The organism is Schaalia odontolytica (assembly GCF_002847525.1).
Taxonomy (GTDB): Bacteria; Actinomycetota; Actinomycetes; order Actinomycetales; family Actinomycetaceae; genus Pauljensenia; species Pauljensenia odontolytica_B.
Genome location: NZ_PKKM01000001.1, coordinates 59,008 through 71,780, shown reverse-complemented (window position 1 = coordinate 71,780; position 12,773 = coordinate 59,008). Strand labels below are relative to the sequence as shown.

Below are 12,773 nucleotides of genomic sequence, written 5' to 3'. Positions count from 1 at the left end.
GTCACTCCATGGACGAGGAGATCTGCGCAAGCCAGGCGCGCTTGGTCTCGAGGGCCTCGCGCACGTTCCTGGCGGCCTTGTCGTCACCCTTGGACTCGGCCTCGGCGAGGGAGCGCTCGAGCTGAGCAATCTGTTCCTCAAGCTGGCCAACCATACCGGCCGCGCGGGCGCGGGTCTCCGGGTTGGTGCGACGCCATTCCTTCTCTTCCGCTTCGCGGACCGCAGCCTCGACGGCGCGCAGGCGGCCCTCGATGCGGTGCAGGTCGGAGGAAGGCACACGGCCAACCTCTTCCCAGCGGTCCTGAATCTGGCGCAGCTGAGCCTTGGCGCGGTCGATATCGGTGACCGGCAGGATCGCCTCAGCGTCCGCAAGGATGGCTTCCTTAGCCACGAGGTTCTCACGGTATTCCGCGTCGGTGGCCTCATCCTTGGCGCGGCGGGCATCGAAGAACACCTGCTGGGCGGCACGGAAGCGCGCCCACAGCGCGTCGTCTTCCTTGCGGGAGGCACGAGGGGCAGCCTTCCAGCGGTTCATGAGCTCACGGTATGCGCCGGAGGTACGCGACCAATCCTCGGACGAGGACAGAGCTTCAGCCTCGGCGATCAGGGCTTCCTTCACGCGCTTAGCCTCGGACTGAGCCTGATCAAGCTGCGAGAAGAACTGGCGGCGGTGACGATCAAACTGCGTGCGCGCGGACGAGAAGCGCTTCCACAGCTCGTCTTCCACGGCCTTCTCCAGGCGCGGGCCGCGACGCTGGAGATTCTTCCATTCCTCAAGCAGATCACGCAGCGTCTGGCCCGACTGCTTCCAGTGGGTCTTCGCGGGATCCTGCGCAACGATCTGCTCGGCACGCTCAACGACGGACGTACGCTCGGCGAGAGCGGCAGCCTTCGCGGCTTTGCGCTCCTCGCGGGCGATTTCCTTGCGCTCCTCGGCGGCCTTTTCGACGGCCGCGACACGCTCGCGCAGTGCCGGGATGTCGCCAATCACGTTCGGCGAGGCAACCTGCTCGCGCAGCGTCGCGAGAGTCTGATCGATGTCGCGCGGGCTCAGGGTCGCCAGGCGATCCTCAAACAGCTTGATCGTCGCCTCAAGATCGGCGTAACGACGCTCGTAGAGAGCGTACGGAGAAGCGGGAATACCCTCGGGGAAGCCGCCAATGACGCGCTCCTCGTCTCCATCCTTGACATAGACAGTCCCGTCCTCGCCGATACGGGCGAAGGGGTGCTCCGGAACCTCGGATGCTGCGATCGTCGCCTGGGCAACGACCTCCTCAGTCGTCGAGGGGGCAGCTTCGGGAGCGTTTTCGTTATTCGGAATCGGCGTCGTGGTCACGATATTCCTTCTGAGACGAGGGCTTACGCCCGGCGCGGGTGCGTGCCGATGTGACACACACAGCTAGTGTGTCACATCTAACGAGGAGGGGAAAGCTCATCCCACAAAAGGGGACGGATGTAACACGCTTTTCCCGCTGATCGGCGCAGTCAACCCCGACCTCGTCTACGAGTCGGCACCGATGCGCACCGCCTCGAAGACACCGTCGACCCGACGCAGGGCCGACAAAACCGCGTTGAGGTGACCGAGGTCAGCCAGCTCAAAGGAGAAATTACCCGAGGCGACCTGGTCCCCGTCAGTCTTCAGGGCAGCAGCAAGGATATTGACGCGGTAGTCGGACAGGACGCGGGTAAGGTCGGAGAGCAGTCCGCCGCGGTCGAGAGCTCTGACCTCGATCTGCACGCGGAAAGGAGCACCCAGGCCCTTCTCATTCCACGAGACATCGACGAAACGCTCGGGCTGCAGCTGCCCGAGGCGCACCGCGTTCGCGCACGTGCTGCGATGCACCGAAACTCCCTGGCCTCGCGTGATGAAACCGACAATGTCGTCACCGGGAACAGGAGTACAGCACTTGGCGAGCTTCACCCAGATCTCGTTCGGGCTCAGACCCGCAACCGTAATCGCAGCATCGCCGGTGGCCTCCGAGCGAGGCTTCTGCGAGCCGGGTGTGACGCCCTCGGACAGCGTCTCCTCGGTGCCGTCTCCCCCACCCAGGTTGTCGACGAGTCGGGTCACGACGTTCTGCGCAGAGATATGTCCCTCGCCAACGGCTGCGTACAGGCCGGACACATCCGGGTACCCAAACGACGTCGCCACCGACAGGATCGACTCGTGGTTCATGAGGCGCTGCAGAGGCAGATTCTGCTTGCGCATCGTACGAGCGAGCGCTTCCTTACCCGCCTCAATGGCTTCCTCACGACGTTCCTTGGAGAACCACGCCTTGATCTTGGAACGCGCACGCGGGGAAGCCACGAAGGCGAGCCAGTCGCGAGACGGGCCTGACTTATCCGACTTCGACGTGACGACCTCGACCGTCTCGCCCGATTCCAGGCGCGTATCGAGGGAGACGAGACGCCCATTCACCTTCGCACCAACGGTACGGTGTCCGACCTCCGTGTGGACTGCGTAGGCGAAGTCAACGGGTGTCGAGCGTGCCGGCAGCACGATAACCTGCCCCTTGGGCGTGAACACGTAGACCTCATCGCCGGCGATCTCGTAACGCAGCGAATCCAGGAACTCTTCGGGATCGCCCGTCTCTCGTTCCATTTCGACGAGGGCGCGCAGCCAATTCGCCTGCTCATCCGAGCTCATGCGATCCGCATCGCCACTCGAAGCGTTAGGGTTCTGCTTGTACTTCCAGTGCGCCGCCACGCCATGCTCGGCGCGCTCGTGCATGTCGAAGGTACGGATCTGGATCTCCACAGGCTTACCGCCGGGACCGATGACCGTCGTGTGCAGCGACTGGTACAGGTTAAACTTCGGCATCGCGATGTAGTCTTTGAAGCGACCCGGAATCGGATTCCAACGCCCATGCAGCGAGCCCAGGACGCCGTAGCAGTCCTTGATCGACTCCACGAGGACGCGCACGGCGACCAGGTCGAACACCTCGTCGAACGCTTTGCCGCGCACGATCATCTTCTGGTAGATCGAGTAGTGACTCTTCGGACGCCCGCTCACCGTTCCCTTCGTCCCCGAGCGACGCAGATCCTCCTCGATTTGACCAATAACGTCGCGCAGATATTCCTCGCGCTGAGGGGCGCGCTCCGTGACGAGGCGGTCGATCTCCTCGTAAATCTCCGGGTACAGCGTCTTGAACGAGAGCTCCTCAAGCTCCCACTTGACCATGTTCATGCCGAGGCGGTGGGCCAGCGGCGCGTAAATCTCAAGCGTCTCCTGGGCCTTCTTCGCGGCCGACTTGGCAGGCACGAAACGCCACGTGCGGGCGTTGTGCAGGCGGTCGCCCAGTTTGATGAGCAGGACGCGGATATCGCGGCTCATCGCGACGAGCATCTTGCGCAGCGTTTCAGATTGGGCGGCGGCACCGTAGTGCACCTTGTCCAACTTGGTGACACCGTCAACGAGGTTGGCGATTGCCTCACCGTACTCGGCGGCGAGCTGCTCGAGCGTGTAATCCGTATCCTCGACGGTGTCGTGCAGCAGCGCGGCGACGAGCGTCGGGGTCGTCATGCCCATCTCGGCCAGGATCGTCGCGACGGCCACCGGATGGGTGATATACGGTTCACCGGACTTGCGCATTTGCCCGCGGTGATGTTCCTCAGCGGTGCGATATGCGCGCTCGACGACGCTGATATCCGCCTTCGGGTGGTTCGCACGCAGCGCACGCACAAGCGGCTCAATCTCGGGGATCGTGGCCCGCCCACGCGAGCCGAACCACACGAGGCCGGAGCGCACCCGGGAACCCGCCGCGGGAAGCGCAGAACCTGATGTCATGTCGTCGCTGCTCATGGCCCCATGATAGCGAGGAACGTGCGGGGCCGGGGATCATGACGATCCCCGGCCCCGCTCGTTGTCAAGAAGCACCACTCAGAGGTGAAGCGCGCTCTCCACCGTCACATCCGAGAGCACCGAGCGACCGCCCAGCGCATCGAGTTCCAGCAGAACGGCCACGGCCTCGACGGACGCGCCGCACTGGCGTAGCAGCTTCACCGCCGCGTTCGCGGTCCCGCCCGTTGCGAGCACGTCGTCGATGATGAGGACGCGCTGCCCCTCGTGGACCGACTCGGGGTGTATTTCCATGCGTGCGGTGCCGTACTCAAGTTCGTAGTCGACGCCGATCACGTGGCCGGGCAGCTTGCCAGCCTTGCGGATCGTCAGCATGCCGAGGCCAAGCTCAGCAGCGACGGGCGCACCGAGAATGAAACCGCGAGACTCGAGACCTGCGACGGCATCGATTCGACCCGCGTAACGAGCGCCGATCAGCTCAACCAGTTCCTTGAACGCCGGGCCGTTGGCAAACAGCTCAGTGATGTCACGAAACAGGACGCCGGGCTCCGGAAAGTCCGGAATCTCCAGCATGTTTTGCTGAACCAGAGTGGCGACGCGGTCGCCAAGCTCACCGATCATCGATGATTCTTCTTCCTGTGGGGCTGGTTCTCATTACCCAGACGCTGTCCGGGCTTGATCGGAGCCACCTTGACGGACTTCGGAGTGGAAGCCTCGCCGGCGGCGTTGCGGTGCTCGCGCTCGTGCTCGACCGCCGCGTTGTGCTCGCGGGTCTTGTTCGACAGCTCCTGGAAGGTGACCAGCAGCGGGGAGGCGATGAAGATCGACGAGTAGGTACCGGCGATCATACCGACGAACAGGGCCAGCGAGATATCCACCAGGGTACCCGGCCCCAGGGCCACAGAACCGATGATCAGGATCGCACCGACGGGGAGAAGCGCCACAACCGAGGTGTTGATCGAACGAACCATCGTCTGGTTGACCGCGAGGTTCACGTACTCAGCGAAGGTGTAGTGCTTCTGCTCGTAGACGTCCGAGGTCAGCTCGCGCACCTTGTCGAAGACGACGACGGTGTCATAGAGCGAGTAACCCAGAATCGTCAGGAAGCCGATGACGGTCGCAGGAGAGACCTCGACCTGCAAAATTGCGAATACACCGACAGTGACGGCGATGTCGTGCAGAAGGGCGAGGAGCGCCGAGGCAGCCATGCGCCACGAACGGAAGTACACGGTCATCAGCAGTGCGACGAGCGCCATGAAGATAACGAGCGACTGCGCGGCCTTCGTGGTAACCGACGAACCCCAGGAGGGGCCAATCGACGAGGACTGAACCTCGGTGGCCTCGACACCGTAGGCGCTCGCCAGCGCGTCACGCATCTGCGCGGTCTGCGCAGAGTCGAGGGACGTGGTCTGAATGCGCACGGAATCGGAACCCACGCGCGTGACCTTGGGGGCGCCCTCAACGAGGCCAGTCGAGGCGACAGCGCGCGACGCGAAGGACTCGCTCTGGTCGCTCACGTGAGCGACGTCGAACTGCGAACCGCCCGTGAACTCAATCGAACGATTGAGACCCAGGATTGCGACGAGCGCAAAGCCGAGGACGAGGACACCAGCCGCGAGGCCGACAAAGATCTTGCGCTTGGGGACGACGGCGTAGGACTTGTCGCCCGAGTACAGGGCGTTACCCCACTGAGCAAAACTCATCATGTCAGTTCTCCTCTTCCTCGGTAGCAACCGTCACGTCATCCGTCGACTCAGCCGACGAGGCCTCTTCCTCCGCCTTCTGGGCGGCCAGGCGTGCAGCGCGACGACGTTCGGCGATCGACAGACCGTCTCCGGCCTCGTCATTCTTGTCCTTGGACGCGGATTCGCCACGCACGACCACGCGGCCGCGGCCCGCGTACACGAGGGAGTTCTTCGCACCCAGGTGCTCGGGATCGAGGCCGGACAGCTTGTGGCCTTCACCGAAGAAGCGGGTGCGGATGAGCAGCTCCATCATCGGGTGCGTGAACAGGAAGATCACCGCGATGTCGATGACGGTCGTGACACCGAGGGTGAAGGCGAAGCCCTGAACGCCACCGACGGCGAGCAGGTAGAGAACCACGGCGGCCACCAGGTTGACGGCATCGGAGACCAGAATCGTGCGCTTGGCGCGGTCCCAGCCCTCTTCCACGGCAGCCTGCAGGGGACGGCCATCGCGCACTTCGTCGCGCACACGCTCGAAGTACACGATGAAGGAGTCTGTCGTGACGCCGATGGCCATGATCAGACCGGCAACACCCGCCAGCGAGAGGCGGTAGCCCATCCACCACGACAGGAGCGCGATCACCAGGTAGGTGATGATCGAGGCGACGACGAGCGAGCCCGCCGAGATAATCGCCAGACCACGGTACTGCCAGATGAGGTAGACGATGACGAGCAGGAAGCCGATCAGTGCGGCCCACAGGCCGACTGTCAGGTGATCGGTACCGATCGTCGCGGAAATCTGCTGCTCGGACTCGACCTCGAAGTTCAGCGGCAGCGAACCGAAGCTGAGCTGGTTGGCCAGCGCGGACGCCGACTGAGCGGTGAAGTTACCGGTGATCTCAGCCTGGCCGTTGGGGATGATCGCGTTCATCGACGGCGCGGTGATAACCGTGCCGTCGAGGACGACCGCGAAGGAGTTACGGTCGGGGCGCCCCTGGTAGAACGACGAACCCTGGGGATCCGAGGTGTGGTAGCCGTAGAGGATCGTGGACGTGTCCTTGAACTTCTCCGTACCCGCGTCGTTGAACTGCAGGGACACGGCCCACTGGCCGGTCGTCTGACCGTTGTTGTTGCGTGCGAGACCGGCGGTTGCGGTCTTCAGATCCGAACCGGGCACGGCCACGGGACCGAGGATGTACTTGATCTGACCGGACTCGTCACATGCGGCGTAGGGCTTGTCGGAGGAACCCTCAACGTGCTTGACGTCGGCGGCAGCCGAGCAGTCGAGCGTCAGGAAATCGTAGACAACCTGCTCGGTGATCCACGCGAGATCCGAAGCGTTCTCGGGCGTGGTTGCGGGAGTGTCGGACAGGACGCCGTCCTGATTCGCGTCAGCGATACCCTTCGCGGTCGCCTCATCCAGTGCGGTGGACTGAACGCCCGACTGGGCTGCCTCGGTGGTCGCAGCGCCCGACTGCTCGCCCGACTGGGCACCGGACTGGGCCCCCGACTGCGCCGTATCCGTCTGGGCGGGCTGCTGGTTCTGGATGACGCCCTGAGCTGCGCCGATACGCAGGACGGGGCGGAAGTTCATCTGCGAGGACGAACGAATAAGATCCAGCTGCTCCTGAGAGGGTGTGCCGGGGATCGACACCATGATGTTCGAGCTGCCCATCGAGGAGATCTCAGACTCGGACACGCCGGAGGCGTCGATTCGGTTGCGGATAATCGAGATCGCCTGGGTGATGTCCTCTTCGGTGATCTCACGCTGTCCATCGCCCGTCACGGTCGGCGTCAGGATGAGCTGAGTGCCGCCCTTCAGGTCAAGGGCCAGGTCGGGATACGGGGACACGCCCTTCATGAAGTGCCCGATCGCAAGTGCCGCGCACGCCGCCACGATGGCGACGGTCAGGGTCACGAGCGCGCGCACGGGGCGTCGCTTGTGTGATGCCACGGTTCTACTTTCCGTTCAGCCTTGACTTACTTCTGCTGCTCGTCGGCGTTGTTGTTGAAGACCTCACCGTCGGTCGGCTCGTCGAGTCCAAGGACCTTCTCGTCCTCGTCCGTCGTCTCGTCGACCCCAGCGAACTCGGATGCGTTCACCTGCTCCGCATCAGCGAGAGGCGGCTGACCACCGATTTCCGCGATCATTTCTCGCTCCCAATACATCTCGTGCCCATCGGTGGTCTCCAGGACGACGATGTCGCCGTCGAGGTCAACAAAGCGACCCCAGAATCCAACGCGGGTACGGACCCATTCTCCGGGCTTGACGGCAGCGAGCTGGTCACGCTTTTCCTGCTCCATCTTCGCCATCTGCTTCTTGCGGGAGGTCGAGCTCCACCACATAAAAGCGACCATGGCGACGATCAGGATCACGAGGGTTACGTTGTTCATAAAGGCTGATTCACTTTCGATGACGGTCGGGCGCTTCGAGCGCACCTTGCCAGTCTAATGCCCGGGGAGGGTTTTAGCCTAAGTGATCAAGGTGTGGCGCGGCGCAAGGCACCGTCGGCCCTTCTTTGACAGTGCCGCGCATGCCCGTGGCCAGCCAGGATGGCAACGAGGCCCACTCCCCTAGTCGAAGAGCGCTCCGTCGGGCGACGGCGGGGTCAGCCCGAGGTGTGCCCACGCCTTCGGGGTTGCCATGCGTCCGCGGTTGGTACGCACAAGGAAGCCTTCGCGGACGAGATAGGGCTCCGCGACAGTTTCGACGGTCTCCGCTTCCTCGCCGATTGTGACAGACAGGGTCGTCAGGCCCACCGGGCCACCCGCGAAACGACGGCAGATGGCCTCGAGGACCGCACGGTCGAGGCGGTCGAGGCCGGAGGGGTCGACCTCGAAGAGCTCGAGGGCTCCGCGGGCCGCATCGAGTGTCAACTGTCCGTCTCCGTGAACCTGGGCGTAGTCGACGACGCGGCGCAGGAGGCGGTTCGCGATACGCGGCGTACCGCGCGAGCGCGAGGCAATCTCGTGGGCGGCCTGCGCGTCGATGGGCGATCCGAGCAGCGAAGCAGAACGGGTGACAACGGACTGCAGTTCATCGGTCTCATAGAACTCAAGATGAGCCGTGAAACCGAAGCGGTCACGCAGCGGTGCGGGAAGCAGACCGGATCGCGTCGTCGCTCCGACGACGGTGAAGGGCGGGAGTGTCAGCGGGATCGACGTCGCGCCGGGGCCCTTTCCCACAACGACATCAACGCGGAAGTCTTCCATCGCCAGGTACAGCATTTCCTCGGCGGTGCGCGCGAGTCGGTGGATCTCGTCGATGAAGAGGATGTCGCCCTCTTGAAGGCCCGACAGAATCGCGGCGAGGTCGCCAGCGTGCTGGATCGCGGGGCCAGACGTCAGGCGCAGCGACGTTCCCATCTCGGCCGCGATGATCATCGCAAGCGTCGTCTTACCAAGTCCGGGAGGGCCTGCGAGGAGAACATGATCGGGGCTGGCCGAACGCATGCGCGCGGCATCGAGCACGAGCTGCAGCTGGCCTCGCACGACGCGCTGGCCGACGAACTCAGAGAGCTTCTTCGGGCGCAGTGCGGCCTCTGCGGCACGCTCGAGCTCCCCGGCATCGGGGGCGACGATGCGCATCGCATCGACGTCGAAACCGGAATCCATCTGATCAGCCACGTCCGCCTCCCAGCGTCACGAGGGCAGCACGCAGCATGTCGGAGGCGCCAAGCCCACTGCCCGCCAGCTTCTCGATGGCCTTGGCAGCCTGAGCCTCGGACCAGCCCAAACCGACCAGTGCGGCGCTGACTTCGGAGGCCACGGCGTCCTCGGTGGGCGCGGGAGCGGCGGCGGTTTCGCCGCTCGGCAGTGCTGCCGGGGTACCGAGCTTGTCTCCGATTTCGAGGGCCATGCGCTGCGCCGACTTCTTGCCCACGCCGGGGATCCGCTGGAGTGCCGCGAGGTCCTGGTCGCGCACCGCGCGGCGCAGGTCGTCGGGGCGCAGGACCGCCAGGGCTGCCAGCGCAATCTTCGGGCCGATACCCGAGACAGATAGGAGCTTCGTGAACACGTCGCGTTCATCCGCAGACCCGAAGCCGTAGAGCGTCATCGAGTCTTCGCGCACGATCATCGACGTGAACACAGTCATCTCCTGATCACGCGAGGCACCCTGCGCGAAGGCGGGCGTCACGTGCACGCGGAAGCCGATGCCTCCCACCACGATGTCGATGTGGTCGAGGCCGACGCTCGCGACTGTGCCGCGCAGAATGGAGATCACTGCGTTCCTTTCGTTCCCGGGTCACCCGCACACGCGGGCGAACATATGTACGATTCTAGCCGCGCCTGCGCCTCGGATCGACGGCACCCGTTCGGCGTTGCGCGGCCTGGGCCTCGGCCCACGCCTTTTGGGCGGGCGTCATGGATCCGCGCGCGGTTAGGCGACCCGAGATCGACACTGCGACCGACGAGTCCTCAGGAGCACCGAGCAAGCCAGTCCCCCGCCACGCATGCGTAATCGCAATAGCCAGAGCGTCCGCAGCGTCCGCTGGCTTGGGAGCCTTGGCGAGGCCGAGGATGCGCGCAACCATCGCCTGCACCTGAGCCTTATCCGCGTTGCCATTGCCGGAGACGGCGGACTTCACCTCGGAGGGCGTATGGACGGCCATCGGCAGGCCGGCACGACCGACGCACGTCATCGCCGCGCCCATGACCTGCATCGTGGTGGTCACCGACTGCAGGTTGTCCTGCGCGAAGACGCGTTCGATGGCGACGACCTCGGGCTCGTAGCGTTCGATGACGCTATCGATCGCGTCCGCGATCGTGCGCAGCCGGAAGTGCGTCGCCAGGTCCTTGTCGGTGCGGGCGACACCAACGTACACGAGCGAGGCGCGCCGCGACGCATCGACGTCGACGACGCCGAGGCCGCAGCGCGTCAGGCCCGGGTCGATGCCCATGACGCGCATCAGGCGCGCGCCACCATATCGACGAACATCGCGTGGATCCGATCATCTCCACCCACCTCGGGGTGGAAGGATGTCGCCATGACGTTGCCGCGGCGCACGCCGACGATCGGGCCGTCGGCGCTGTTGCCGGCGCGTGCGATCACCTCAACGCCCTCGCCCACGGACTCAACCCACGGGGCGCGGATGAACACTGCGTGGAAGGGGCCACCCTCAACGCCCTCGACGTCCAGGTCCTCCTCGTAGGAGTCGACCTGACGACCAAATGCGTTACGGCGCACCACCATGTCGAGCGCACCGAAAGAGCGCTGGTCCTCACGTCCATCCAGGATCGACGAGGCGAGCATGATCATGCCCGCGCACGTGCCGTAGACCGGCAGGCCGGATGCGATGCGGTCGTTGAGCGTGTCAAACAGTCCGAAGGAGAGCAGCAGGTTCGACATGGTGGTCGACTCGCCGCCCGGGATGACCAGGCCGTCGACCTGGTCGAGCTCAGAAACCCTGCGCACAAGCAGCGCGCGGGCGCCGGAGTTTTCCAGCGCCCGCACGTGCTCTGCGACGTCGCCCTGCAGGGCGAGAACGCCGATGGTCACCATCCGCGCTCCGCGAGGCGGTGATCGACCGGCAGGTCGTCGACGTTAATGCCGACCATGGCCTCGCCCAGGCCACGGGAGACCTCGGCGATGACGGACGGATCGTCGTAGAAGGTCGTTGCCTTGACGATGGCGGCCGCGCGCTTGGCGGGGTCGCCGGACTTGAAGATGCCCGAACCCACGAAGACGCCCTCGGCGCCCAGCTGTATCATCATGGCAGCGTCGGCGGGGGTGGCGATGCCACCGGCCGTGAAGAGCACGACGGGGAGGCGACCCTCGCGGGCGACCTCGGCGACGAGCTCGTAGGGGGCCTGGAGTTCCTTGGCCGCGACGTAGAGCTCGTCCTCGGGCAGGGAGGTCAGGTGGCGGATCTCGTCGCGGATCTTACGCATGTGCGTGGTCGCGTTGGAGACGTCGCCGGTGCCGGCCTCGCCCTTGGAGCGGATCATGGCCGCGCCCTCGTTGATGCGGCGCAGCGCCTCACCAAGGTTGGTCGCACCGCAGACGAAGGGAACGGTGAAGTTCCACTTGTCGATGTGGTGGGTGTAGTCGGCGGGGGTCAGGACCTCGGACTCGTCGATGTAGTCGACGCCAAGGGACTGCAGAACCTGCGCCTCGACGAAGTGGCCGATGCGGGCCTTGGCCATCACGGGGATGGACACGGCCTCGATGATGCCTTCGATCAGGTCGGGGTCGGACATGCGGGCCACGCCACCCTGGGCGCGAATGTCGGCGGGGACGCGCTCGAGGGCCATGACGGCCACGGCACCCGCGTCCTCGGCGATCTTCGCCTGCTCGGGGGTAACGACGTCCATGATGACGCCGCCCTTGAGCATCTGGGCCATGCCGCGCTTAACCTGCGGGGTACCGACCTCGCGCTTAGCGGTCGAATCGCTCATGTTCACTCCTGCTCTTCCAGCTGGGCACGAACCTCGTCCGACAGGGACATGTTCGTGTAGATGTTCTGCACGTCATCGGAGTCCTCGAGGGCGTCGATGAGCTTGTTGACCTTGAGGGCGCCCTCGAGATCGAGCTCAACCTCGGTGGAAGCGACGAACTGGACTTCGGCGGAGTCGTAGTCGATGCCAGCGTCCTGCAGAGCGGTACGCACGGCGACGACGTCCTTGGGGTCGGACTCGACGATGAAGAGCTCACCGGCGTCCTCGACCTCTTCGGCGCCTGCGTCCAGGACGGCCATCATGATGGATTCCTCGTCCACACCGTCGGAGGCGGGCACCTCAACGATGCCACGGCGCGAGAACAGGTAGGCCACCGAACCCGGGTCGGCCAGCGAACCGCCGTGGCGGGTGAAGCCCAGGCGAACGTCGGAGGCGGCGCGGTTGCGGTTATCCGTCAGACACTCCACCAGGAAGGCGACGCCATTGGGGCCGTAGCCCTCGTACATGATGGTCTCGTAGTTGGCGCCACCGGCCTCGGCACCGGAGCCACGCTTGACGGCGCGGTCGATGTTGTCGGCGGGGACGGAGTTCTTCTTCGCCTTCTGGATGGCGTCGTACAGGGTCGGGTTGCCGGCGGGGTCGCCGCCGCCCGTGCGAGCTGCAACCTCAATGTTCTTGATGAGGCGCGCGAAGAGCTTGCCGCGCTTGGCGTCAATAGCGGCCTTCTTGTGCTTGGTGGTCGCCCACTTAGAGTGTCCCGACATCACTTCTCCCTGTTGGGTGGATAGATACCGCCATATTCTAACGCGTCTGCGGCCCCCATCCGCATCCGGGCGGGCGTCACGTGGACAAACGTAAACACAGTCACAGGAACGATGGACGAGGCCGGG

Annotated in this window: 12 protein-coding genes; all 12 read right to left on the bottom strand. The window is 64.8% G+C overall.

Annotated features, from left to right (window positions below; genetic code table 11):
- Position 1: 1 nt before the first annotated feature.
- Complete coding sequence (locus CYJ22_RS00330) at positions 2 to 1,336, bottom strand: DUF349 domain-containing protein (RefSeq protein WP_101600226.1); 1,335 nt, start codon at positions 1,334 to 1,336, stop codon at positions 2 to 4.
- A gap of 165 nt (positions 1,337 to 1,501) precedes the next feature.
- Complete coding sequence (locus CYJ22_RS00325) at positions 1,502 to 3,802, bottom strand: RelA/SpoT family protein (protein WP_207760481.1); 2,301 nt, start codon at positions 3,800 to 3,802, stop codon at positions 1,502 to 1,504.
- Between the two features lie 78 nt (positions 3,803 to 3,880).
- Positions 3,881 to 4,420, bottom strand: a complete 540-nt coding sequence (locus tag CYJ22_RS00320; protein ID WP_007590389.1) for an adenine phosphoribosyltransferase — start codon at positions 4,418 to 4,420, stop codon at positions 3,881 to 3,883.
- Positions 4,417 to 5,505 (bottom strand): protein translocase subunit SecF, encoded by a 1,089-nt coding sequence (gene secF / locus CYJ22_RS00315; RefSeq protein WP_007590406.1) that lies wholly within the window; start codon positions 5,503 to 5,505, stop codon positions 4,417 to 4,419. Before secF ends, CYJ22_RS00320 begins: the two co-directional genes overlap by 4 nt.
- 1 nt (position 5,506) lies before the next feature.
- Positions 5,507 to 7,438, bottom strand: coding sequence for a protein translocase subunit SecD (secD, locus tag CYJ22_RS00310; protein WP_101600224.1), 1,932 nt, complete (start codon positions 7,436 to 7,438; stop codon positions 5,507 to 5,509).
- 26 nt (positions 7,439 to 7,464) lie between these two features.
- Positions 7,465 to 7,878, bottom strand: coding sequence for a preprotein translocase subunit YajC (locus tag CYJ22_RS00305; RefSeq protein ID WP_034497297.1), 414 nt, complete (start codon positions 7,876 to 7,878; stop codon positions 7,465 to 7,467).
- A 180-nt stretch (positions 7,879 to 8,058) separates the two neighbouring features.
- The gene (gene ruvB / locus CYJ22_RS00300) at positions 8,059 to 9,099 is read right to left on the bottom strand and encodes a Holliday junction branch migration DNA helicase RuvB (RefSeq protein ID WP_207760489.1); all 1,041 of its coding nucleotides are present in this window, start codon (positions 9,097 to 9,099) and stop codon (positions 8,059 to 8,061) included.
- Between the two features lie 4 nt (positions 9,100 to 9,103).
- Entirely contained in the window at positions 9,104 to 9,709 is a 606-nt protein-coding gene (gene ruvA / locus CYJ22_RS00295; RefSeq protein ID WP_007590501.1) for a Holliday junction branch migration protein RuvA, read from the bottom strand.
- A 55-nt stretch (positions 9,710 to 9,764) separates the two neighbouring features.
- Positions 9,765 to 10,394 carry a crossover junction endodeoxyribonuclease RuvC gene (gene ruvC, locus CYJ22_RS00290; RefSeq protein ID WP_007590391.1) on the bottom strand — a complete coding sequence of 210 codons (630 nt, stop codon included), beginning with the start codon at positions 10,392 to 10,394 and terminating at the stop codon, positions 9,765 to 9,767.
- Positions 10,394 to 10,987 carry a pyridoxal 5'-phosphate synthase glutaminase subunit PdxT gene (gene pdxT, locus CYJ22_RS00285; protein ID WP_007590471.1) on the bottom strand — a complete coding sequence of 198 codons (594 nt, stop codon included), beginning with the start codon at positions 10,985 to 10,987 and terminating at the stop codon, positions 10,394 to 10,396. The genes ruvC and pdxT overlap by 1 nt, the downstream gene beginning before the upstream one ends.
- Positions 10,981 to 11,883, bottom strand: a complete 903-nt coding sequence (pdxS, locus tag CYJ22_RS00280; protein ID WP_101600220.1) for a pyridoxal 5'-phosphate synthase lyase subunit PdxS — start codon at positions 11,881 to 11,883, stop codon at positions 10,981 to 10,983. The genes pdxT and pdxS overlap by 7 nt, the downstream gene beginning before the upstream one ends.
- A 2-nt stretch (positions 11,884 to 11,885) precedes the next feature.
- Positions 11,886 to 12,647, bottom strand: a complete 762-nt coding sequence (locus tag CYJ22_RS00275; protein WP_101600219.1) for a YebC/PmpR family DNA-binding transcriptional regulator — start codon at positions 12,645 to 12,647, stop codon at positions 11,886 to 11,888.
- Between the last annotated feature and the right edge of the window lie 126 nt (positions 12,648 to 12,773).